22 protein-coding genes and 1 tRNA gene are annotated in these 21,522 nt (G+C 67.8%); 9 read left to right on the plus strand and 14 right to left on the minus strand.

The features are described 5' to 3' along the window. Window positions 1-49 precede the first annotated feature (49 nt). Together ABLE53_RS11010 and ABLE53_RS11015 are read right to left on the minus strand one after the other, a co-directional pair. The gene (locus ABLE53_RS11010; RefSeq protein WP_348858960.1) at window positions 50-1,540 is read right to left on the minus strand and encodes an ATP-binding protein; all 1,491 of its coding nucleotides are present in this window, start codon (window positions 1,538-1,540) and stop codon (window positions 50-52) included. After that, window positions 1,537-1,935, minus strand: a complete 399-nt coding sequence (locus tag ABLE53_RS11015) for a hypothetical protein (protein ID WP_348858961.1) — start codon at window positions 1,933-1,935, stop codon at window positions 1,537-1,539. Before ABLE53_RS11015 ends, ABLE53_RS11010 begins: the two co-directional genes overlap by 4 nt. A gap of 98 nt (window positions 1,936-2,033) precedes the next feature. Here ABLE53_RS11015 and ABLE53_RS11020 point away from each other — a divergent pair, with 98 nt between their 5' ends. After that, a complete protein-coding gene (locus tag ABLE53_RS11020; RefSeq protein WP_348858962.1) occupies window positions 2,034-2,156 on the plus strand; it encodes a hypothetical protein in 123 nt (40 codons plus the stop codon). Between the two features lie 424 nt (window positions 2,157-2,580). Here the strand turns inward: ABLE53_RS11020 and ABLE53_RS11025 are convergent, their stop codons facing one another. Genes ABLE53_RS11025 through ABLE53_RS11040 form a run of 4 tightly spaced genes read right to left on the minus strand, consistent with a single transcriptional unit; the run spans window position 2,581 to window position 5,978 of the window. Continuing rightward, complete coding sequence (locus ABLE53_RS11025) at window positions 2,581-4,029, minus strand: SCO6880 family protein (protein WP_348858963.1); 1,449 nt, start codon at window positions 4,027-4,029, stop codon at window positions 2,581-2,583. Between the two features lie 6 nt (window positions 4,030-4,035). Continuing rightward, window positions 4,036-5,331, minus strand: a complete 1,296-nt coding sequence (locus ABLE53_RS11030; protein ID WP_348858964.1) for a TrbL/VirB6 family protein — start codon at window positions 5,329-5,331, stop codon at window positions 4,036-4,038. Window positions 5,332-5,346: 15 nt separating this feature from the next. Then, window positions 5,347-5,655, minus strand: a complete 309-nt coding sequence (locus tag ABLE53_RS11035; RefSeq protein ID WP_348858965.1) for a DUF6112 family protein — start codon at window positions 5,653-5,655, stop codon at window positions 5,347-5,349. Between the two features lie 32 nt (window positions 5,656-5,687). Beyond that, window positions 5,688-5,978 carry a DUF6112 family protein gene (locus ABLE53_RS11040; RefSeq protein WP_348858966.1) on the minus strand — a complete coding sequence of 97 codons (291 nt, stop codon included), beginning with the start codon at window positions 5,976-5,978 and terminating at the stop codon, window positions 5,688-5,690. A gap of 69 nt (window positions 5,979-6,047) precedes the next feature. Here ABLE53_RS11040 and ABLE53_RS11045 point away from each other — a divergent pair, with 69 nt between their 5' ends. Together ABLE53_RS11045 and ABLE53_RS11050 are read left to right on the plus strand one after the other, a co-directional pair. Then, window positions 6,048-6,881, plus strand: a complete 834-nt coding sequence (locus ABLE53_RS11045; RefSeq protein ID WP_348858967.1) for a GIY-YIG nuclease family protein — start codon at window positions 6,048-6,050, stop codon at window positions 6,879-6,881. Between the two features lie 36 nt (window positions 6,882-6,917). Further along, entirely contained in the window at window positions 6,918-7,361 is a 444-nt protein-coding gene (locus ABLE53_RS11050; RefSeq protein WP_348858968.1) for a hypothetical protein, read from the plus strand. A 19-nt stretch (window positions 7,362-7,380) separates the two neighbouring features. Here the strand turns inward: ABLE53_RS11050 and ABLE53_RS11055 are convergent, their stop codons facing one another. The 7 genes from ABLE53_RS11055 to ABLE53_RS11085 all read right to left on the minus strand — a co-directional run bounded on the left by ABLE53_RS11055 (window position 7,381) and on the right by ABLE53_RS11085 (window position 13,774). After that, complete coding sequence (locus ABLE53_RS11055; RefSeq protein ID WP_348858969.1) at window positions 7,381-9,372, minus strand: NlpC/P60 family protein; 1,992 nt, start codon at window positions 9,370-9,372, stop codon at window positions 7,381-7,383. A gap of 19 nt (window positions 9,373-9,391) precedes the next feature. Beyond that, on the minus strand, window positions 9,392-10,057 hold the full coding sequence (locus ABLE53_RS11060) for a hypothetical protein (protein WP_348858970.1): 666 nt from the start codon (window positions 10,055-10,057) through the stop codon (window positions 9,392-9,394). Continuing rightward, window positions 10,050-11,030 carry a ParB N-terminal domain-containing protein gene (locus tag ABLE53_RS11065; RefSeq protein WP_348858971.1) on the minus strand — a complete coding sequence of 327 codons (981 nt, stop codon included), beginning with the start codon at window positions 11,028-11,030 and terminating at the stop codon, window positions 10,050-10,052. The genes ABLE53_RS11060 and ABLE53_RS11065 overlap by 8 nt, the downstream gene beginning before the upstream one ends. Next, window positions 11,023-11,790 (minus strand): serine/arginine repetitive matrix protein 2, encoded by a 768-nt coding sequence (locus ABLE53_RS11070; protein WP_348858972.1) that lies wholly within the window; start codon window positions 11,788-11,790, stop codon window positions 11,023-11,025. Before ABLE53_RS11070 ends, ABLE53_RS11065 begins: the two co-directional genes overlap by 8 nt. A 38-nt stretch (window positions 11,791-11,828) precedes the next feature. Then, window positions 11,829-12,176, minus strand: coding sequence for a hypothetical protein (locus tag ABLE53_RS11075; RefSeq protein ID WP_348858973.1), 348 nt, complete (start codon window positions 12,174-12,176; stop codon window positions 11,829-11,831). Continuing rightward, a complete protein-coding gene (locus tag ABLE53_RS11080; protein ID WP_348858974.1) occupies window positions 12,173-13,084 on the minus strand; it encodes a bifunctional DNA primase/polymerase in 912 nt (303 codons plus the stop codon). Before ABLE53_RS11080 ends, ABLE53_RS11075 begins: the two co-directional genes overlap by 4 nt. Window positions 13,085-13,504: 420 nt before the next feature. Continuing rightward, on the minus strand, window positions 13,505-13,774 hold the full coding sequence (locus ABLE53_RS11085) for a hypothetical protein (RefSeq protein WP_348859806.1): 270 nt from the start codon (window positions 13,772-13,774) through the stop codon (window positions 13,505-13,507). 506 nt (window positions 13,775-14,280) lie between these two features. Here ABLE53_RS11085 and ABLE53_RS11090 point away from each other — a divergent pair. From ABLE53_RS11090 to ABLE53_RS11115, 6 genes are all read left to right on the plus strand, one after another. Further along, a complete protein-coding gene (locus ABLE53_RS11090) occupies window positions 14,281-14,439 on the plus strand; it encodes a hypothetical protein (RefSeq protein ID WP_348858975.1) in 159 nt (52 codons plus the stop codon). Between the two features lie 372 nt (window positions 14,440-14,811). Beyond that, a complete protein-coding gene (locus ABLE53_RS11095) occupies window positions 14,812-15,441 on the plus strand; it encodes a hypothetical protein (protein ID WP_348858977.1) in 630 nt (209 codons plus the stop codon). Next, on the plus strand, window positions 15,438-15,830 hold the full coding sequence (locus ABLE53_RS11100; protein ID WP_348858978.1) for a hypothetical protein: 393 nt from the start codon (window positions 15,438-15,440) through the stop codon (window positions 15,828-15,830). The genes ABLE53_RS11095 and ABLE53_RS11100 overlap by 4 nt, the downstream gene beginning before the upstream one ends. A 983-nt stretch (window positions 15,831-16,813) precedes the next feature. Beyond that, a tRNA-Glu gene (locus ABLE53_RS11105) sits at window positions 16,814-16,889 on the plus strand. 154 nt (window positions 16,890-17,043) lie between these two features. Next, window positions 17,044-17,178: a hypothetical protein gene (locus ABLE53_RS11110; protein ID WP_348858980.1), complete on the plus strand. Its 135-nt coding sequence runs from the start codon at window positions 17,044-17,046 to the stop codon at window positions 17,176-17,178. A gap of 1,155 nt (window positions 17,179-18,333) precedes the next feature. Next, the gene (locus tag ABLE53_RS11115) at window positions 18,334-20,289 is read left to right on the plus strand and encodes a cutinase family protein (RefSeq protein WP_348858982.1); all 1,956 of its coding nucleotides are present in this window, start codon (window positions 18,334-18,336) and stop codon (window positions 20,287-20,289) included. A 527-nt stretch (window positions 20,290-20,816) separates the two neighbouring features. On the opposite strand, the gene ABLE53_RS24825 is transcribed toward ABLE53_RS11115, so the two are convergent. Next, window positions 20,817-21,509, minus strand: a complete 693-nt coding sequence (locus tag ABLE53_RS24825) for an endonuclease/exonuclease/phosphatase family protein (protein ID WP_425474866.1) — start codon at window positions 21,507-21,509, stop codon at window positions 20,817-20,819. Between the last annotated feature and the right edge of the window lie 13 nt (window positions 21,510-21,522).

Genomic DNA, 21,522 nt, shown 5'->3' on the forward strand with positions numbered 1-21,522 from the left:
ACCGAAGAGGGACGCCGAGCCGTCCGCCGGCGAACGGCAGTCATCGTGATCACCGGCCTGCCGCACGGGCCGAGGTGTCGAAGAGTTCGAGCTCGGCTGGATGCATCTGATGCTGTACGACGAAGGAGCGGCTCTTGATCCGCCACAGCCCCTGCCCGGTGCCGAGCGTCGGGATCAGCGACTGCTCCGTGCCCGTCAGCCCGAGAGCGGCTGAGGTAGAGCCGAGCTGGTCGGACTCCTGGCGGTAGACGATCCTGGTCTCGGCGTTCGCCAGCAGCGAGGACGCCAGGGCGCGCATGGCGGAGCCCTGATCGCCGACGTTGTCGAGGTCGGAGAGCTTGTGGAAGATCAGCATGTTCGCGATCCCGTAGTGCCGTGCGAGTCGCCAGTGGGCGTCCATCCGGCGCAGCAGCGCGGGGTGGGACATGAGTCGCCAGGCCTCGTCGTAGATCACCCACCGTGGCCCCCCGGCAGGGTCCATCAGGGCGGACTCCATCCACGCCGAGGCACAGGTCATCAGGACCGAGATGAGGGTGGCGTTCTCGGTGACGCGGGACAGGTCAAGAGAGATCATTGGCAGACCCGGATCGAAGTCCACCGTCGATGGGCCGTCGAACAGCCCGGCGAGGTCGCCAGCGACGAGCCGCCGCAGGGCGTGGCCTACGAGGCGTCCGTCCTCGGTGAGTCGCCCCTCGTGGTCATCGGCGGGGTCGGGGGCGAGCAGTCGGTCGACGACCATCGGGAGGGCGGGTACGTCGGTGCCGCGGACTGTGCGGTCGAGAGCGAGGTCGACCGCGGTGTGCTCCAGCGGGGTTAGCCGCCGGTCGAGAACGGTCTCGGCGAGAGCTCCGATGAGGTCGCGGCGTCGCGCGGTGACTTGGCTGGCCCACTGGACGTCGTCGAGCCCCGCGGGCCGGTGGCCCTCGTCCAGGGGGTTGAGCCGGTTGGCCATGCCGTGCCCGAGCGCGATCGCCTTCCCGCCGACCGCTTCGGCGACAGGTGTGTGCTCGCCCTTGGGGTCGCCGGGCACGTAGACGCGCCGCCCGAACGGAATGGAGCGGGTGTAGAGGCTCTTGGCCAGGCTGGACTTGCCGGCGCCCACGATGCCCGCGAGGACGAGATTCGGCGCCGTGATCAGACCTCGGGCGTAGAGGACCCAGGGGTCGTACACGAACGAGGAACCGGAGTAGAGGTCCTGGCCGACGAAGACGCCCTCGCTGCCGAGTCCGCCTTCGGCGAGGAACGGGTACGCGCCAGCGAGCGTGGCCGAGGTGTCCTGGTGGCGTGGGAGTCGCAGCCGTCCCGGGGTCCGGAGTGCTGCTGGCCCGGGCTCGCCGGCTCGGGGGAGTGCGACGGTCGAGCGCCGTTCGGCCGCGAGGGCTTCGGCGTTCTGCTTGGCGCGGGTCCGTCGTGCCGCGCGGTCCTCGGCGATCAGTGCCCGGGCGGAGGCATTCCGGAGCTTGCGGTCGCGCCGGCGCTCCCGTCCCGGCGTGACGAGCACGCTCGAGTGAAGCCGGTGCTCGTCGTACCGGTCGGTCACAGCGAGAGGCCGTGCTCGCGGCCCGCGGTGGGCACGGGCGCTGTGGGCAGGTGGACGTCGTAGGTGATCGCGGCCTCGAGTTGGTGCGCCTGATCGACGGTCGACGCGACCTGATTGACCATCTCGGCGGCCCGGTGGAGCTCCCATGAGACCTGGTACGCAGTGGCCCTGTCCTCCCTGCCGATCGGCACCTGGCCGCCGACCGCGGACATGCGGTCGTGGGTCGTGCCGAGCTGCTGGAGAACCTGCGCCATCGACGCCAGCGACGAGGTCAGGGAGCCGATGATGCTGTAGATGGTGGTCGGGTCCTGGATGTTCCTCGTCGCGTGGGCGAGTCCGCGCACGGACTCCCGGACTTCGGCCGCGTCCGCGACCGGGTCGTCGAAGGTGGTCATGGTCGTCTCCTCGATGGATGAGTGCTCATCAACGAGGTGCGCGTGGTGTCCCGCCGTGTCGGCGGAGCACCACGCGATGGGCGACCTACCCTTTCGCCATGGCTGATCTGACCGAGCCGTGCCCCAACTGCGGCCACATGCTCCGCTGGGAGACCTCGCACGAGCGATGCGACAGCTGCGGCTACATCCGCCCGTGCTGCGAAGGCGCTCCCTGCCACTGACGCTACCTACTCGGCGGCATCACCGAGATCCCGGCGCCGGACACGACGCTGCTTCCCGATCTTGCGCAGAACGGGCCAGGGCTCGCGCACGCAGCGACCGTTGCGTCGATTCTTGTGGGCTTACAGAGCTGGCAGCCCTTGTGCTGCCGATGAGGTGAGTGGGCCATCGAGGCTGCAATCCGTGACCGACTCCCGCCACGGAGGGCGGGGTGGGTTCGGTCCGGATGGCAGGGAGCGAGGGTACGACGATGCGCCGACAGTTCGCTCGGACTAAGCGAACCCGCCGGAGTCTCGGGTCTCCGGCGGGTTCTGAGGCTCATCGTGGGGCATCGGCAGCCGCGTGTCCCCGGAATCGAGAAATTCGAACGCGGTCGTAAGCAGTGGTGACCCACCATGTCGAGGTTGACTCGCGAAGTGCCACTGGTCAGACGGAGCGCCCGAGCGGCAGTGCGGCAACGGCAAAGCTCCGAGCTTGTTGACCCCAGAGCCTCCGGGTCTCGGACGACGCCTGGATAGCGGCCTGTTCGATGACGGCCACAGCGCGCTCGAGTTCGTCGGGGTCATTGGCGCTGACGGCGACGAGGCCGGTGCAGCGGAGGACACCGTGGCCAGCGGTGAGATCAGCCTCCTGCTGCAGGACGTCCTGGTACTCGGCGGTCTGCTGGGCGTCCTCGATCTGGCCGATCTTTTGGCGTTGGGCAGCGTCGGAGATGTACTCCGTTTTCTTCTTGCGGATGTCGCGCGCAGCGCGGTCGGTTCTCATCGGCGTGTAGAGCAGCGTGAAGGTCCGACGGATGCCGGATGAGAGCAGTGGCGCGAGGAAGCCGGGGAAGACGAGCGAGCGCGGCCATTCGCTGATCCACAGCACGCAGTGATGGGCTGAGTCGCTGCGCAGCGATCCCCAGGATTCGGTGACGGCGACGGGGCCGGCGGTGGCGAGGTCGCGGCCGAGCTCGCCGTGGCGTTCGAGCGCTCCGGCGACGGCTGGGTCGTACGCCGACCGCAGGATCAGGGCGAGGTCGCCGGGAGTGAGCCAGTCGCTGGGGGAGAGGTCGGCTGATCGGAGGGCGGCTGTCATCGTCGACATTTCCTGGCGCAGCACGGCCGCGGCGCCCTTCATCCCGCCGCCAGCGGCACGGATCGCGCGGCCGGCGGTCTTTATGTCCAGGCAGATCGAGATCGTGCTGGCGTGGCGTTCGCCGGCGGGTCCAGCGCGGTCGATGAGCTCGGCGTACGTCTGTGAGGTCCAGGTCCGGTCGTGGGTGCCGTGGCTGTCCCACCACTGCGCGAGCCCCTTGCCGGAGTCGGGCAGTGTCCGCTCGCTCACCTGGAGCGCGGCGAGGCGTCCCGAGCGACACGCGGTCGCGAGGACACGACCCCAAGCGACCACGCGACGCTCCTGCTCGGCAGGGTCGAGCAGCACGAAGGCCGGGTGAGACAAGCCGACGATCGCGGTGAGCGTCGCGGCGTGTGGGTCTTGGACCATGACCGCGCCGGTCTCCGGGTCGAGCCACTGGCGCAGGCAGGCGGCGTCGCCGGGCAGCGCGAGTGTCCCGGCCGGTCGAGGCTTCATGATCTTGCGGCGGTAGATCAGCTGGCGGCCGGTCGACCGCCAGAGCCAGCGAGCTCCGACTGGCGCCCACTCGATCAGTTTCCGTCCGCTCACTCCGATGAACGCCAGGGCGAGGAAGACGCCGATGGTCGGGAAGGTCATCACGACGGCGCCGACGTACAGGCCGAGGATGAGACTTCCCGCGGCGAGGCTCGCCATCACGAGCTGCGGGCCCGACAAGCCCAGCAGGATCCCGCGCCGCGCGAGCCGGGAGAACTTGATCGGCGTCAGTGCAGGCTCGGAGTCGGTGGAGGCACTCATCGCCGGCTACCTCCGCCCGCCAACGTCGTGGAGAGTGGAGTCCGCGACCGGCGGCGGGACGGCCGGGGACGCTGAGGGTTCGTGCGCGTCGGCGTGCTCGGTCGCTTGGGCGGCGACGAAGCCACCGAGCCGTGGCCCGGCCGCCGCCGCGGTCTTCGCGACGACCAGTCCCGCGGAAGCTGCACCGCCCGCTGCGGCCGCGCCGCCGCTGGCAGCACCGGCAGCTCGACCCGATGCGCTCGCGCTGCCGCCTCCAGCCGTTGGCGCGGCGCCCCCGCCCGATGGTGTGGGCGCAGGGCCGTTCGGCGTACCGCCGCCTCCACCGCTGTCTCCGAGTACTTTGGCCGGTTCGGCGCCGCCGCCACGTCCTCGAAGCGGGATCGGCATCGGCCGGTTGAGGGAGGCCTTGGCCTCCTGCTCGGCCGACATCGCGTGGTACATGTCGAAGCCCATGAAGGAGATCGCCTTGTAGGTCAGGTACGGCGCGAACCCGGCCATGAGCATCAGGACGACGCCGGCCATCGGCTGGCTGACGGACTGCAGGTCGGCGTCGATCGGTGCGGAGACTTGGGCGGTGGCGAGCAGGAAGATCACGACCAGGACGACCTTCGAGAGGATCATCGCGATCACGAACGAGGCCCAGCGGCTGACCCAGTTGCGGGTGTGGTCCCAGCTGGATCCGGCGAGCGCGATGGGCGCGAAGACGATCGCGATCAGCAGCAGCGCCTTGCGGGTGAGCAGGCTGATCCACACGACCATCGCGCCGATGATCGCGAGGCTGGCGAGGAAGATCGTCAGGATCGCGCCGGCGCCGGGGGCGGAGAGGTTGATGGCGCCGAGCCCTCCGGCGAGTACGGCGACCTTGTCGCCCATCTCGTTCATGTTCGTGCCGGCTGCGTTGACGATGCCGATGCAGAGCTGATCGGCGATCTCGAGCGCGGTGCCGAGGAGGGCGAGGGCGACGAAGGATCCAAGGATCGACTTCGCGAGTCCGAGCGCGGCTCTGGAGAGCGCCGCCGGCTCGCGGCGGATCATGCCGCCGATGACCTGGAGCATGAAGAAGCCGAGCATCAAGAACACGGCGATGCCGAAGATGACGTTGTAGACCTTCGTGTAGTCGCCGCTGGTCACGTCGACGTAGGTCGTGGTGTCGATGACCTTCCAGACGGTCGCGAACATCCACGCGGCAGCGCCGGCCATGCCCTGGGCGAGCCAGTCGAACGGCGCTGTGACGACGGCGCCCGCGGCGTCGCCAGCGACGTTGCAGACGGTGTGGATCACCGGGACGTTGCAGACACCCATGACTGACCTCCGGTCTCAGCGGACCTGCTGGCCGACGTTCCAGAAGAAGTTCACCAGCGTCACCGACGCGCCGCAGACAATGGCTGCGCCGAGAGCGATGAGGACGCCGAGCTTCCCGCGGCCGGCCAGGTGGGGGTTTGAGGAGTTCGCGCCCAGCGCCCACACGATCGCCGAGATGATGAGGGCGAGTACGGCGAGCACCAGCCCGACGGTCATCGAGGCGCCGACGATGTTCTTGAGCTGGCTGATGCCGGGCAGGCCGTTCGAGTTCGGGCCGATGTTGATGTCGAGCGGCACCAAGACCGGGTTGAAGAGGCGGAACATCGCGGGTTCTCCTGTCGACGACAGCGGACGTCCTACAGGTGGGCGCCGATGCCCAGCAGCCAGTTCGCCCATGTCAGTGCTGCGCCGGTCAGGGTCGCGCCGCCGAGCGCGACGAAGCAGCCGAGTTTTGCCTTCTGCGCGGTATGCCAACTCCCGGATCCGGAGGCGATCGCCCAAGTCGTCGCAGAGACGATGAGCATCAGGACGGCTATGATCAACCCGTACGTCAGCAGCGCTCCGACCATGACGCGGAGGCCGTCAGCGCCGCCGACGGCGCCGAAGTTCGGCCCCACATGGGTGCCCGCGAGCAGGGTTGTGCTCATGGCGTTCAGGTGCGCGGGGACTGGCATTCGTCGAGAGCCGACGTCGGACCGTCTGCATAGGCTCGACCTATGCAGCAAACGGCCATTCCGCTCGCCTCCCTCTTACCCACGAACTTCGACCCTGCGAGCTGCAAGGTGCATTGTGCGGTCTTCAACGGCCGGAATTACCCCATCGACGTTCTGGCCAACGACCCCGAGGAGTGGCAGCGCTGGAACTCCTGGCGCCCGGATACGAACGCCTTCAACCGGGACTTCATCTTTTCCCTCGCTCAGGGTCGCCACGATCCGACGCTCTGGCTCTTCGGCGGGATCTGGCGGGTTACCGGACGGCGCCCCGAGCCGCGGACCTACTCCTACGACGTCGTCCTGTGCGACGACCTGATGGGCCCCTTCATCTGGCGCCTCTACATCCGGTTGCGCCTGGCCGGCCGGCAGCGGCGCCGGACCATGGAGTCGTGCCTGGAAGAGATGACGGTGTCGTCCATCCTCGAGGAGGCGTTCGTGGGCGACCCGTTCCCGGGTCACGATCGCATCAACCACACGCTCTCCGACCTCCAGAGCATCGTGAGACAGCAGCGACCTGATTGGCGGATCGCCCTGGAGCACATGAAGGGCGTCTACGTCATCCATGACCAGACGACGGCCGCACGGTACGTCGGGTCTGCCTACGGTGACACCGGCATCTGGCAACGGTGGAGCACATATGCCGAAACGCTTCACGGCAACAACGTCGGCCTCAAGGAGCTCTTGAAGGAGAAGGGCCCGGAGCACTTCCGCGCGAACATGAAGTTCGCGTTGCTTGAATTCTGGTCGATGCGTACCGACGATGCCCACGTGTTGGAGCGCGAGTCGTACTGGAAGGAAGTCCTTCACGCCCGCTCGCTGGGCTATAACAAGAACTGACGACGATTTGTGGCGCCGACGCCGTACCGTCGTCGCATGAACAGCGACAGGCTGCGCTGCGCCGAAGCGGCCCTCCGCACGGTGCCCGAGGACTACGTTGCCGTCACTCCCGACGCCGTCGCGCTCGTCGACAACGGCCACTCCTTCCACCGCGGCATGCACATCGGATGGGCGTGGGCGGAAGATCGCCGTGGCTGGTTCTTGGACTTTCTCTCCGAGCACCGCATGGCCGGCATGAGCGCCGAGCGTTTCCACGCCGATGGAACCTCCGAGCGCCTCGAGACACCTGCCTCGATGTACCAGGTGACGGGCGACCCCGCGCGGGACGCAGAGGCCGAGCGGCGCTTGTACCAACAGAACCGAGCCGCCTACGAATGGCTACGTGCTCGGGGGCTCCTGCCGCCTCAGGGCGCGAACGTCGGCTCGCAGGACATTAACGAAGTCCTTCTCAAGGGCGGCGTCGTGGAACCGGACTCGTAGGAGGGAGCTAGCTCGCGGGTTAGCCCTGTCGTCGGACCGTCATCGTCTGTCCAGAAAACTCGTCGATCCTTCCGTAGCGGACGGCCTCGCCGGTGCGCGGCGCCTGGAGGATCTTGTCGCCGCCGACGTAGATGGCGACGTGGTGCGGGCCGATGGCGCCCGGATAGCTGAAGAAGATCAGGTCGCCGGGTTGCTTGTCGGCCCAGGCAATCGGCTGGCCGAGGTGGATCTGGTCGCCGGTGTAGTGCGGGAGCCGGATGCGTCCGCCGGAGGCTTGGTAGACGGCGTAGAGGACGAGGCCTGAGCAGTCGAAGCCGCCGTCCGTGGGGCCGTCGAAGTTGCCGCCGCCCCAGACGTAGGGCGTGCCGATCTCCTTCGCCGCTGTCGCGATCAATGCGCCGGGGAGGCCGGGCGGCAGGTCCGCAGGAACAGCACCGGTCGGTTGTGCGCATCCGAGGTCGCTGCTCAGCGAGACGCCGCTGAGTGCCGCCAGGATCTTCGCGGCGACGGACTGGTTGACGGCATACCGGCCGGGATAGCCGGAGCCCTGGACGGCCTGAGCAGCAGCGCCGGGGTCCATGGTCTGCCAACCGTCGAGGTCGAGCAGGCCGCGGGGTGAGCCATGGTTCGGCCCGCTCGGTCCGCCATAGAAGGCGCGCGAGGACCAGACGGGATCCATCAGGTTCTGGACCGTGCCCCATCCCGCCGCCGGCCGCTGTTGGAACAGCCCGAGCGAGTCGTGGTCGCCGCTGTTGCCGTCGTTCGGGATCGATCCGGACTCGGGATAGGCCGAGACGTTCGACAGGACCCGGAGCGACGACTCGGTGAGAGCTGTCATCAGTGCGATGAGTTGGCCGCGGGCCGGGACTCCTTCGCTGCGGCCGACGGCGATGATCGTGGCGGCGCGGGCGAGTTGTCGACGGTCGAGGGTGACGGTCCGGCTGTTCGTGTCGGTCGCCGTCAGGCTGTCGGGCACGTTCCCTGACCCGGCCTTCGCCGGCGCGACGGACTCCGCCGTGCTGCGAAGAACGAGAGTGGTCACCAGGGCGTGCGGATGGTCCGAGCTGACCGGGACGAGGCTCGTGCCCAACAGCCGCGCGGTGCGGGGGAAGAACTGGTAGATCACCGAACGGTCGTATGCGAACGAATACCCCGCTCGAGCGAGTTGGTCCGGTGCCGACCAGCCGCCCTGGCTCGGGTGGACGTTCATGTCCCCGGCGAGCAGGACGGGGCCGTAGACGGACAGCCGGGTGATCAGTTGTCGGAGCAGGCGCATCCCTGCGGCATACTGTGCGATCCTGCTCGGCCAGGCATAGTCGCCGTGGGTACGTCGCTGTTTCTGCGGGTTCGTCATGTTGTGGGTCGCGATGACCACGATCTGTCGACCTGTGCCGTGGTTTCGCAGGACGGTCCAGATCGCGTAGCGGTTCCAGTCGACCGGCCGTCCTTTGAAGACGACCAGGTCGTCTGCGACGTACTCGAACCGTCCGGCGTCGACGAGGCTCCACCTGCGCGCGTCCCACATGACGGCGTTCTCGAGGCTGTTGCGGCTGTTGCCGTGGCGCGTGGCGGAGACAGGATCCTTGTACGCGTCGTAGCCCGGGGCATGGGCGGACAGGAACCGCGCGCCGGCCGCGGTGATCTCATTCAGCGCGATGAAGTCCGGGTGGCGGCGGGTCATCGACCTCAGCGATCCGGGCACGGTCGGGAGAGAGCCTGCACCGTGGTGGGTGGTCGGCAGGTTGGCGACCGCCATCCGTACCTTCCCGACGTACGGCGTCCCCGTCGCGGCATGCACGGTTGGCAGGGCGCCCAGCCGGAGCCCCGTGCCGACACCACCGCGGGTGCCACCGGATACTGCGGTTGCCGGCGTTTGCTCACTGGTGGGAGTGCTGGTGCTGCAGGCGGTCAGGGATGCTGTCGGCGCGGTCACGGTGGCGACCGCGATGAGCACCGCGCCCGGCACCGACAGGACGGCGGCGCCGGCTGCGATCGCGAGCTTGAGTCCCACCGGTGCGAGCCCCAGGGCCTCAGCGGAGCGGGTTGTCGAGCTGGGAGAGCCGGAGCACGTGGCATCGGTCGAAGGCGGGCGGGCAGGCGACGAAGACGGTGAACGACACCGGGTCCGACGACGCCGCGGGCTCGCCATCCCAGACGCCGCTGCGGTGCCGGGTGCCGGTGATGGTGACCGCCGTCGTGCCGGGACGAAGCTGCCCGTGGGCCTGTGCGAGTGCAGTTGGCCAGGACGCGGGGATGGACGCGCTGGCGATGTCGATTGTCTGGACGACGTCCAGCGCTCCGAGGTCGAGCCACTGATCTGTCGTCGGCAGGTAGGTGGCGACGTCGTCGAGCAGGCCCGGTGTCTCGTCGCCGGAGGGATCGGCATCGGCAAGGACCGCCGCGGTGTAGTCGGGGGGAAGGTGGCCCGAGGAGGTGTCCCAGTCGAACAGCGACGTGGCGACTGCACGGGCGTAGGCGATCGGATCAGTCGTGTGGGGGAGTGACCGGTCGCGGAGGTCGGCAACTGGCGCATCTGAATGCGTGACTACGGCCGGTTCCGGCGACCTGCCCGCGAGTGACGGCGAAGCCTTGCCACCTGGTCCGCGCACCAGCCCGTAGACGCCGACGACGACGGTGGCGAGCAGGGCCACAGCAGCGACGAGAAGCAGGACCTGTCGGCCGGTGAGGCTACGCATCGGGCGCATCCGGGTGTGTGTGCGCGCACCGTCGTGCGGCGGCGAGCTGGTCGCGGAACGCGATCGTGGTGGTGACGACGCTGTCGAACTGCTTCCAGTCGGCGTCGGACATCTCGACTGCGAGGACGTCGACGTCGTACATCTCGCCGAGTCCGTCGAGCTCGGTCCAGATCAGGTTGAACGAGCGGGTGCTGCGGTAGTGCTTCGCGGGACCGTTGCTGTGGGTGAGGTGCTGACCCGATTCCTTCTTGCCGTTCACCCGCTCCAACGCCTCGCGTGCCATCCGGGCCAGGTCCGTCTCGACCTCGGCCTGCGGCAGTTGCGTCTCGTCGTACGCCGCCTTGACCTCCAGATAGAGAGGCTTGACCGGTTCGCCGTTCTCGATCCGGCGGAGCGCCTCCGCGGCCATCGCCCGGACCCCGGGCGGGGTGGCCTTGCGGGAAGCCCAATCCATGAGCGCGCAGACCCTTTCGTGGGTGTTGTACGACGCCTTGCCGGTGATCGCCATCGCCGCCTGCAGTCGTGCGTCACCGTGCTCGCCCGGGTCCGCACCCGGTGCGGACCCGGAGCCTCCGGCGTTGGCCCGGAACTGGGTGGCCTGCATGCGGGCCTGGGCTTCCTCAGTTCGGATGGCCTTGAGCTCGCGGTAGAGCGAGGCCTTCTCGAGCTCGTTGAGCGGCTTGTGCAGCTCGTTGTCGTCCTGCTGAGCCAGCAACGCATTGAGCTTGTCGGAGATGCCGGAGCGGACCCATACCTTCATCGACTTCCATCCGAGGCGACGCACAGCCTCGAGTCGCCGCCAGCCGCACACCAGAACTCCGTCCGGGGTGATCGTGATCGGCTGGAGCAGCCCCAGTCGGTCGATGGATTCGGCGAGCTTGGCGAGGTCGCCCGGGTCCTTGCGATGGCGGGCGCCGATGGTGATCGACTCGATCGCCCGATCCAGCTCGATGTGGCCGCGCGTCTCAGGCATGGGCCCGCCCCCTGACTCGCGGCGCCGTTTGGGCGATCTCCCAGAGCAGCAGGTCGTCCTCGAGGATCTCGCTGATCGGGTCACCGATGAGTAGGCGAAGCAGCACGCCGCGCCCGTCGGAGGTGCAGAACTCGTCCGGATTTGGATTGCCCAGGATGATCCGCAGCACGGTCGACCACGCCTCCTGGTCGATGTCGAGCAGCGCCCGGGCGCTGTCGTCGCGCCGGAGCGCGGCATGGGTCCTTGGCCGTGACCCGCAATCGCACAGCCGGGCGGTGATGAAGTCGAGTGCGCAGGTGGCGGTGTCGCGCGGCCAGCCCAGGGCGGTGAACAGGTTGATGGTCGCGTCGACCGCCTCGTACGCGCCTGTCGGCGCGTCGTCGTCGCTCTCGAACGGGTCGACGGCGAGTGCGGGTAGGAAGCTCGGCAGGTCGACTTCGGTATCGCAGAAGCGGCGTACGTCGTGGCGCTTGGACACCTCGGGCCGGCGCGCCTTCTCGACGGAGCACAACAGACCGTTGGCGCGTTCCTCGGCGATCAGGCTGACGTTGACCGCCATGGTCACCACGGCCCAGGGATCGTCGGCGGTGCGGACGGCGTACGTGCGCATGGCCTCGAACGCCGCGGCCGCGCCGGCGCTCGGGTCGAGGTGGTGCTTGATCGCGAGGGCCTCGTACTTCTTGGCCGCGAACAGCATCAGCTCACGCGCCTCGGGGTCCTGCTCCCACGCGCGCGAGCCGAAGACGCGCAGGCGGGTCAAGAGTCGGCGAAGCCCCTGAGAGGTGTCGAACGAGTGGGTCACAGCTGTAGTCCTTCCGTGCGGTTCGCGGTGGGCGGCGGGTTCGCCGGTGTCGTCGGTGTCGGGTGTCGCATCGCTCTGCTGGCGGTGATCGGTGCGCGTCGCGCCCGTCGGGCGAGCTCGGCGTGGAGATCGATGCCGCGGCCGACCATCGGTCCGGCGTACGACGCCATCTCGGTCGGCCGGACCCACGCGACGTGCTTCTGCGCGATGGACGGCTTGCCGCTCTCGGCGGCGAGCGACGGGTCGCGGTGACGGGCCAGTTCGCTCGCCTCCGCATCCGGTTGCGGGGTGGGCGGCTCGGGCGGCTGGTAGCCGTGGCGTCGGTACTCCGAGTGTGTGTTCACAGCTGGAGCCCCTCACTCGTCCGTGTAGGGCCCGGGCGGCTCACCGGGCCGAGCGGGGTGGCGTGGTGGACCGCGGAGTTGATCGTGGTCTCGATCTCGCGGTCGCCGAGCCCGGCATGCTGAGCGGCCGGTGTAAGCCAGCTGGCGATGTCGGCCGGCGTGAAGTTGTTCTCGACCATCCGGCACGACGCCCAGAAGAGCGCCCGGTTGCGTCCGCCCACAGGTGTCAGCGCCACAGTGCGGGCGAGCGCTGGTGGGTGACAATGTGGGCCGCTGAGCGCGGCCGGGGGTCCGAGGTGACGAGTCGATCGGGGCGGTTCCAGGAACTGGCGCAGCTTGATCGCGTCGACCGTCCTGGCCGGCTGGGTCGTGACCGCGATGACGTCGTACGCCTTCGCGACGCCGTCGACCTCGATCCGGGACGGGGGAGCGATCACGTATCCGCCGTCGCCGCGGAAGTCGAGGTGCGCCGAGGGCACCTGCCAGCTGCGCTGCTCCTGGTGGCCGCTGGTCGGGTAGTAGGCGTGCAAGCCGCCCGACGGTGTCCGCACCAGCCATCCCCACCGATCGCCGAGCCCCTCGGAGCGGGCGCGCTCAAATGCCTCGAACCCGCTCCCGCCGGCGTGGATGTCCACGTCGACGACGAGAACGCCGGTGCGGGCGCCGGTAGGGAGGCCGATGTTCGCCTCTGGCGTGCGTCGCCACCAGGCATGGACGGCGGGTGCCGACGAGGTCGCGTCGTGGAACCCGTTCGGGGTCAGCGGTTGCTTGCCGCCCGGGACACACGGGAAGACCGGGATGCCGAGGTTGGCGTAGCGGATCGCAGCCCCGGCCAAGGTTGGCTCGGCGGCGACGCGCTGCATCGTCGAGACGGTCCACTGGGGGACCGGGTTCTCAGGGTCGTACATGCCGACGACGCTGCACCGGCAGGTTTACGCGAATCAGGTTTACCCGACCGGTTAACCTGCCCGCTTTCAGCGTTTCCGCAGGTCAACAGGTATCCCCAAGTGACGTCGATTCCCCTAGCCAGCGGTCGCCGGGCGCTGTTCGTGGGAGAGGCCGTTGGCATCTTCGTAGTCCCAGAGGGCCCATTCGTAGCCGGCGACGTATGCGAGGCCGGCCTCGCTGTGCTGGCTCAACCACCCACCGGCGAGCGGCTTCCGTGGACCCGGTCCGAAGCGCGATCATCCGCCCGGCGTTGTAACCGGCAATGTACTGCTGCTCGCCGCTCGTTCCCACCGGACTAATTCGAACAGGTGTTCGCAGGCGCGTCAAGATGGGATTCGTGGGCATGTGTGATGTATCAGGACATGCGTGACAGTTCTGCATCAGGACATCGGTGACGCTTGATGTGTCAGGACTTCGGTGACACTCGCGGGTTTCTTCGGGCGGGTTCCTGGTGGTCGTCCGTTGCCGACGTAGGTGGTGCCGGGTGCGGGTCGGGAGTGCTCGGCGAGGATCTCGCCTTCCAGGTCGGTGATGGTGATCTTCTCGCCGGGCTCGGTGCCGTCGGTGATGACGAGGACCTGCTTGAACGCGTGGTCGACGTCGAGCTTGTAGAAGACCTTGTCGATGGCGACCACGCCTGCTGAGTTCACCTTCCGAATGAGAGTGTCGGTTCGTTACGCGCCTGCGGGCTTGCTTCCGCCTCCAGTCACCAGTGCGAAAGAGGGCTTCGTCGACCGGAGCGAGTCCGAGGGCATTCGCCTCATGGAACCATCCTATGCCGCTCGCCTTTGGCGAAGACGTGACCAGGGTCAACGATGGCAAGGAGACTGGACGTCTCGAAATGAGCCGGACACCTGGCGCTGGGCGAGGGTTACGACGCAGATGAACGCCAAGGCTCCTCGCGCACCGGCTGCCGGTCTTCGACGCCATTGGAGAGAGGTTCCTGCTGGCGTTCCGAGGGACGGCGGAGGTGTAGCCCGATGGCTGAGACGAAGCGCGCTTGGCACCAAGCAAGTCCGTCAACAGCGCGGAAACTACAAGTCCACAGAGGAGCTCGCGATCAAGTCCTCGTAGTGGTGTAGCGATGCCCTCTCCTACTTGAGGGGTTCAGGCGGGGAGTGTAGGCAGGTCGTCGGCTCCGATCTCGGGTTCGGTGGTGGGCACGATGTTGATGCGGCAGCGGTCGGGAGGTCGCGTCCGAGGTAGCGGTGGGCTTCGGCCACTCGTCGGTCTGTTCGGCCAGGACGGCGCCGACGAGGTGGACGACGGCGTCGGCGGCGTCGTCGCCCTCATCGAGTCCGGCGCCTGCTACTGATACCCGGTGATCGATGTAGAGGTGGGGGCCTGCGCGGACGTCTGGTTGTCGTAGGAGTAGACCCACTTGCCGGTCTTGACGGCACAAGAGCCGGTGACCGTCGTGCTCTTCTTCTCCTGGCGCAGGACTTCAGAGCGGGGTCTTGACAGTCGTGGTCGCCGTCGACCCACAGCTTGAACTTGTCGCGGTCGTAGACGGCGGGTGTCTCCTTGCCCTTGGGGAGGCCCACGATCCCGGCCAGGAGACGCTTGGAGACGACCGTGAAGTTCACGGCGTGAGGCGCCGTGGCGGCACCGGCCGGGGACGCGGTCAGGTATCCGAGGGCGACGAGCTGCAGCCCGGTTAGCCACGAGCAGGGCGGCGGCCGTCGAGATGAGCCTCTTCAAGAAGAGCCTCCGAGATAGGGACGCGGAGGCCGGTCAGGAGACAGGCCTTAACAGTCCGCTGTTCAGCGAACACCTCACGCTAGGCGAACGCGGGATCTGGTCGTCGGAGAATGCGACAGAAACGTGTCCAACGGACATGCCAGTGGCTAAGGCCAGGAAGTTGCCGCTAGTCCGACGAATATCGGTGGTCAAAGGGGTCGTGATGAAGCCAACGTTTTCCACCGGGCTGAGCGCCACGGATCGCCCCGGCCTAACTGGTCCCAAAATCGAGGTATGGAAGCCTCTCGGTGAAGGATGTTCGCGCAGAGCCGCATACGGTGCCGTCGTGACCGACCAACAGTTCAACGTCGTTCCCCAACGACAGCCCGGCGCCATCCCGATTCGCCCGATCGGTCCAGGTGACTGGCGCCCACCGGGAACGGTCCACGGCGTCGGGACGGACCTTGGGCAGCGCGCCTACGTCGACGTTTCAGACCCTCGCGCCGTACCGGTGATATTCGAGAACGTCTTGGCCATGTCGCTCGACCCTGGATCGCCAATGTGGTCAGGGCCGCCGGGGCCCCCACCAGGCGGCCCAGACACGAGCGCCGACGACGACCTGCTGCTGCTCCTATGACCGCCTGGGAGTACCTCACCGTCTGGCGCTGCATCGGGGTCAACACGACCTTGCCCGACGAACATCCCGACCGCCACAAGCGAAACTCGCAATGGTGCCTGTGGTGGCAAGTAGCAGCACGAGATGACCAAAGGGGGGATTGGGAAGCCCATACCACTACCGAACACTGGGTCGTCGTAACCGGAGAACTCGGACTCGACGGCTGGGAACTGGTGGCAGCGGTTCCGGTCCAGACAACGCTCGCCACGGGCATCAACGGCACGGACTTTCGCGGCAGCGAAGCAGCGACTACGCAGTATTTGTTCAAGCGCCCGATCACCCGTGACTGCAAGCACCAAAGGGTGAGGACCTTGGTCGACGACGTTTACGACCGATGCGCGCAGAGTTGACGTCTGGCGTGGACCACTTGGTCTCAAGGGCTTGGGGGCTTCGGAACTTTCTGCTTCTGAGTCGGCGTGCGGTTCACGGCGGCTGGGCGGGGCGGGCTTCTCCGATCCTGAGGCCTTCACCTTCCGATCTTGCTACTTCACTGGTCGACGAGATCGACTGCCACTTCGAAGAGCCATTCCATCGATCTAGAACGTCGGCCGTCAGCGACGCAAGGCGGCCGGCCCGGGGAAGGCATGATCAGCACCCGGCTCAGCTCGGTGGGACACCGGCTCACCGGTGGGAGACGAGCAGTGGCGGCTATCGCCCGGAGTTCTGAGAGGTCATGAATAGCGCGGCCGCCCCGGACCATGACGCGAGCAACTTCGTCACCGATGCCGGCACCGCCTGCCCAATGCGGCTAGAAGATGCCGGTCGCTTCGCATCCGGTTGGGACCTCATCGACCAGCGACCACAGATACCGTCCGACGCCCCATCCGGAGATGGCGGTCGCCACGGCGACGAGCGCCGATACTCGGGCGGACGCGGAAGGGGCCCGTGCGGGGCCCAAGCTCGGCGTAGCGCTTAGCAACCCATCTCCGCCGACCCGGACCGTGCGCGGACGAGGCCGCCCCGATCGGCGAACGCGTCACCGCGGCCGAGAAGGCAACCGCACTGCTCAAACACATCCACACCATCGTGCTCCCCGAGCCCGCGCTGCGTGTCCTCGAAGCCACCACCGCTCAAGCCATCCCCGCCCCCGCTGGGCCCGTGCTGGCGTCGGCGAGCACCCGCGCCTGACACGGCCAGGCGCCGTCGGACACTACGTGAGGTGGCGGATCCCGACGCCGGGACTCGGCCACCCCTGCGCGTATCGGCGACGGTCACGCCTAGGGCGACGCGGTGGGCTGACTGCGAGAACCGAGTTGCACGGCACAGTGCAGATGCGACGCACCCAGGACCGCGTCCGCGAAGTGCCCGCGGTTGAGCAAAAGCTCATCCCGTTGCCCCCATCGTCTAGCGGCCCAGGACCCCGCCCTTTCACGGCGGTAGCGCCGGTTCGAATCCGGTTGGGGGTACCAACAGCAACGCCAAGCCGGCGGGACGCCCACACGGCACGGCTGACACAACCATCGCTACCCGGGCGTTTCGCAGCCGCGACGGTCAGCCAGCGAACCGACAAGGCAACGGGGCCCACGTGGCCGCGACACGCACCGTTTTGAGAAGGAGGGCCCGATGAGGGTCACTAAGGCCGATCTGTCCCTGCTCGGCAGTGGCTGGCGCAAGCAGAACGACGTCATTCAGCGGCGCCGGGCCGAGAGAGCGTTCGACTCCTACGAGACATTCACGATCGTGAGCCTGACCGAGTAGGCGCGCGCCCGCGGCGCCGGCCCGGCTACTCTCGCCTTCGAGATCGACATCGACAGCGACTGGGAGTACGGAGACAAGGTCTACTGGGTTGAGGCGACCTGGTGGGAGAACGTCTCCGACGAGGACGTCAAGGCCGAACTGCTTCGTATCCGCCAGGAGCGGGCGAGCCAGGTAGCCACGAAAACCCAGCGCGACCTCGCCGAGCTCAACAGGCTCCGCGAGCTCTACCCGGACCAGCTCAAGGACTGATCCGACCAGACACGTTGAACGCGCCTCCCACATCTGGGGGAGGCGCGTTCCGGTCGTGCGGCGCGCCGGCCTGGGCGCGGTCTACGCCGTCTCGAGAGCCGGGTGCGCCGTAAGGCGCGTGCGTCGGGTGCGGCGCAGCTGGCGCTTCTCGCGAACCGTGGCCACCGCGACGACCATCGCCGCGTAGGCGCAACGCGAGGGCCGAAGTGACGATGAAGGTGACCGTGAAGAAGTCGGACACAGCAGGACCCCTTTCCTAATGGGTTGAGCGCCAGGACGGGCGCGTCCCAGACGACTGTTCGTGTGCGCTGCTCAAAACCCCGATGGACAAGAACGCGTTTGTCGGACCAGATCTGGTCGGCACGGTGCCCACCATGACGCTCACGACGCTGCCACCCAGCACCGTGCCCGGCCCGCCCCGGGCGGCGAGACCGCCTCAGTTTGACCCGACCGTCTACGACGCCGCGTTCGTGGAAGCCACCGCCGACGAGTGGGGTTGGGCGCTCGCGTGGGCGGTCTCCGAGGTGACCGGATACCCGGTCGTTCTCGCCGCCGGCCACAACGGCGCCTGGCGGCCAGCGGTCCTCCTAGGCGATCGGGTTGTCCTCGACGATCACGGGCCCTGCCCGTCCCCGTCCGGCCGACCAGAGAGCCGGACACGGCGCCGGTGCGCGAGGCCAGCGGGTTTTACGTGGACGCGCTGCCCGCCGAGGACGTGCACACGTTCATCGTGGCCGCCCATACGCTGCTTGCGGCCCACCGCGTCCCCGTTCACGGGGACATCCCCGGTATCGGCGATCCTCGGTAAAAGACTCCGCCAGTCAGGGTCGCGGCCCCTAGGTTCCAGATCGTTGTGCCGAGCGGCTCATCGACCTGCTCGGCTCAGAGGGAACCCAAGGGGGACACGTGCTGCACGACCACATCGCCGCTCCTCGCGCCCGACGGAACCGCGCAGCTCGCCGCCGCGGCGTCCTCACCGGCCGTTCCGGCGCCGCCCTCGTCGCCGTCACCGCGGTCCTCGCTGCGGCTCTGTCACTGCCCGCAGTGTCCCCGGCGTCCGCGGCCACCTCAACGCCGACCACGGTGTCGTGCCCGTCGCTGGAGCTGATGGTCGTCCGCGGTTCCGGTGAGAAGACGACGAACCAGGCCGGGTACGGGAAGCTGTGGACCGCGGTCTCGCGGGTACTGCACAAGGTTCCCGGAGTCGACGTCTCCTACGACACCATCGGGTACGGAGCCCGCGCCTCCGACCATGGCCCAATCGCCGTCGGCGGCGGAGGGGTGAAGTACCCGGCGCTGTACAAGAAGTCAGTCGCCAACGGCGAGCAACATCTCAAGGCGGCCATCCACGCATTCACCACCGGCTCGTGCGGCTCCAAGACCGGGATCTACCTCATCGGGTATAGCCAGGGCGCCCAAGTTGTCGGGAACGTGTACCAGACCAAGCTCAGCACCGCCGACAAGCGGCACGTGAAAGCGATCGCGCTGCTGGGCGACCCGAGGTTCGCCGGGAACCAGAAGTACGGCATCAACGTCGGCACCTACAGCCACCGGCTCAACGGCGTGTGGGACATCAGCTGGGCCCGCGACATCGCGCAGGTCAGCCTGCGAGCGCTCTCCAAGGTCGCCGGGCTCGCCTGGGTCGTCATGGTCGCCAAGCACTGGGCTGGCACAGAACGGCACTGGGCGAAGGCGGCTGCGTCGAAGGTCCGTAGCTTCTGCGCGAAAGGTGACCCGATCTGCAACACGTCACCGGGCAACCTCGAAGGCTGCTTCATCCACAAGGCGAACTGCGTCCACTCCCGCTACGGGAGTGTGAAGCTGAACGGCGAGACGTACATGAACAGGGTCGGCGACTGGATCGTGTCACGGTGGAAGGCGAACGGCGGACGCGCAGGCGCGGTCGCGAACATCCGCAACATCAACTTCAAGAACGCAGTCGTCCCCGGCTCGGTGTGCGGGGTCGCTGCGCCGATCCGTCTGAGTGGCGGGCACGGCAAGGTGAACTCCCAGAGGTTCGCAGACACCGGGGCTGTCCGGTACGCCGATGCGACCGGAGACGGGAAGCCGGAGGCGTGGGTTGCAGTCAGCTGCAACAACGGCAGCGGGACCGTCGACGGGGAGATCCGCGAGAACCTTCTCATCTACACGCAGACACCGACCGGGCTGCGGCTGCTCGGGGCGATGTTCGCCCACCCGAACTGGCCCGGCGGCGCGATCCCGACAGTGTTCACCACTTCGAAGTCGATCGGGTACGGACGAATCCAGACGCGGGAGAACTTCCACGGCAGCTACGACGCGTCCTGCTGCGGCTCAAACAACGCGAACGTTATCTGGACCAGGCACTTCGGGAAGCTGGTCTCCGGTGCGCCGGCGTACACGCCCTCGCTCTACCTGGTCACCCCGACCGGCATCGGGCGGGCACGCCTCGGGATGACGCTGGCGCAACTGAAGAAGCAGTACAAGGTCGCCTGGTACGACGCCCCCACCGCGTCGTGGCCGTGCGGGACCGCAGCGTTCGGCAGCGTCTACAACTGGGATACGCAGCGCAACGAGACGGCGGCGTTGGCCGTGTTCAAGAACGGCAAGATCACCGAGCTGGACTCGTGGTCTGCGTGGGCGTCCACCGTCGGAGGCGTCGGGAAGTGGGCGCAGATCGGTATCGCCAAGAAGGCGTTCCCGAAGAACAAGATCACCGTCCTCAAGTCCAGCACCGGCGCACCGAACGAGCTCCACATCCGTTTCGCGAGCTCCACGATCGCGTTCCCCTACACCTACGACTCCGACATCGACGAGACGTGGACGACCAGCGGCCCCTCGGTCTACCAGGGCACGAAGGCGCACCTGCTCCAAGCATGCTGACCGGTCCAGCCGGCACCGTACTCACCGCCGGACCATTCTTTCCACGGGTGCCCCCGCGCGGGCGGGCGGCACGAGACCGCCCCGTTCCCTGCGACGGCGGCCGGCTGACTATCCGGCCGCGCACTGCATCCAACTCCCGGACAACACCTCGGCGCAACGCGACCCGGCGCAGCGTAACCCGTGCGCCTCGGCTCTGTTCGGCACTGTTCGGGGCCGGGCCCTCCGGTGAGGTGTCAACAGCGGAGCCACAGTCACACGATGGTGCGGTCCTTGAACGCCGGAATTGCCACCGGCGTCAACCCCAGTTGTGTCACCGATGTCCTGATGCAGAACTGTCACCAATGTCCGGAGACATAACAGGATTCGTGGGCATGAACCCCTCGAAGCGCGACGCGTGGCCTCAACCGGCGCGTTGGAGTCACTGCTGGGTGCGCTTCACGCGCGCGCCCCAGCCTCCACCAGCGCCGGGGCTGATCCTCGACTGGCGTCGCGACCGCCAGCAGTGGCGCGCGGGTGGTGTGGATCGACTACACCGGCAGTGGCCAGACGGTGAAACAGGGTTGGCTTCCGCTCTCAGTTCTGCGCCCTGCGCAGAGCGACATCAACGTCTGGAACGACGGTCCGTGGCGGCAGTCGGATGAACTACTCGATGTCGACCACATAGGCGTCGTGATCCGAGAGCACGATCCCCTCCACGATGGAACTGACGCGCTCCGCCGAGGTGACCGACCAGAACGAGGGGACGGCGACGTGGTCGATGCTCGTCGCTCCTGGCAGACGGTGCGTCCGGCGATACTTCCGGCATAGATGCGGCCGGCGAGTTCGTGGTTCCAGTCGCCGCCCCAGATGACGGGGTTGGCGGCTTCGATGTCAGTAACCGCCGCTATCGTCCGCGAGCCCTGGTCTGGGCCGGTCCAAGGGAGCGAGCCGCCGCAGTTCCTCCAGGGAAGGACTGATGATGCGACGCGTAGTCCGTCCACATCGGCGCGGGCAGTCGCCCCGTGAGGATCGGGGAGCGGCGATATCGGGGTCCGCGCGGCCACTGCTGCCCATCGGCGGCCGGGCTGCATCTCGCCTTGCGTGAGGTGGACGCGCAGCCCGGCGATCGCCACACGATCCGGGACCTCGGTCAGAAGCAAGAGATCGGCGTCAAGGGATTCGATCAGGTGGCGGTGGCGGAGCGTCCACTTGCCTTCCAGGTTCCACGTCGCAATCCGCACGTCGGAAGTGTGG

Origin of the sequence: Nocardioides asiaticus, from assembly GCF_040049175.1 — a bacterium.
Lineage (GTDB): Bacteria > Actinomycetota > Actinomycetes > Propionibacteriales > Nocardioidaceae > Nocardioides > Nocardioides cheoyonin.

Coding starts and splice junctions, on each gene's coding strand:
- ABLE53_RS11095 (WP_348858977.1), top strand. CDS start 14,812: ATGAGCCTCTTCAAGAAGAGCCTCCGAGATAGGGACGCGGAGGCCGGT.
- ABLE53_RS11030 (WP_348858964.1), bottom strand. CDS start 5,331: ATGGGTGTCTGCAACGTCCCGGTGATCCACACCGTCTGCAACGTCGCT.
- ABLE53_RS11080 (WP_348858974.1), bottom strand. CDS start 13,084: ATGTACGACCCTGAGAACCCGGTCCCCCAGTGGACCGTCTCGACGATG.
- ABLE53_RS11045 (WP_348858967.1), top strand. CDS start 6,048: ATGCAGCAAACGGCCATTCCGCTCGCCTCCCTCTTACCCACGAACTTC.
- ABLE53_RS11100 (WP_348858978.1), top strand. CDS start 15,438: ATGACCGCCTGGGAGTACCTCACCGTCTGGCGCTGCATCGGGGTCAAC.
- ABLE53_RS11015 (WP_348858961.1), bottom strand. CDS start 1,935: ATGACCACCTTCGACGACCCGGTCGCGGACGCGGCCGAAGTCCGGGAG.
- ABLE53_RS11035 (WP_348858965.1), bottom strand. CDS start 5,655: ATGTTCCGCCTCTTCAACCCGGTCTTGGTGCCGCTCGACATCAACATC.
- ABLE53_RS11020 (WP_348858962.1), top strand. CDS start 2,034: ATGGCTGATCTGACCGAGCCGTGCCCCAACTGCGGCCACATGCTCCGC.
- ABLE53_RS11050 (WP_348858968.1), top strand. CDS start 6,918: ATGAACAGCGACAGGCTGCGCTGCGCCGAAGCGGCCCTCCGCACGGTG.
- ABLE53_RS11065 (WP_348858971.1), bottom strand. CDS start 11,030: ATGCCTGAGACGCGCGGCCACATCGAGCTGGATCGGGCGATCGAGTCG.
- ABLE53_RS11040 (WP_348858966.1), bottom strand. CDS start 5,978: ATGAGCACAACCCTGCTCGCGGGCACCCATGTGGGGCCGAACTTCGGC.
- ABLE53_RS11110 (WP_348858980.1), top strand. CDS start 17,044: ATGAGGGTCACTAAGGCCGATCTGTCCCTGCTCGGCAGTGGCTGGCGC.
- ABLE53_RS11060 (WP_348858970.1), bottom strand. CDS start 10,057: ATGCGTAGCCTCACCGGCCGACAGGTCCTGCTTCTCGTCGCTGCTGTG.
- ABLE53_RS11025 (WP_348858963.1), bottom strand. CDS start 4,029: ATGAGTGCCTCCACCGACTCCGAGCCTGCACTGACGCCGATCAAGTTC.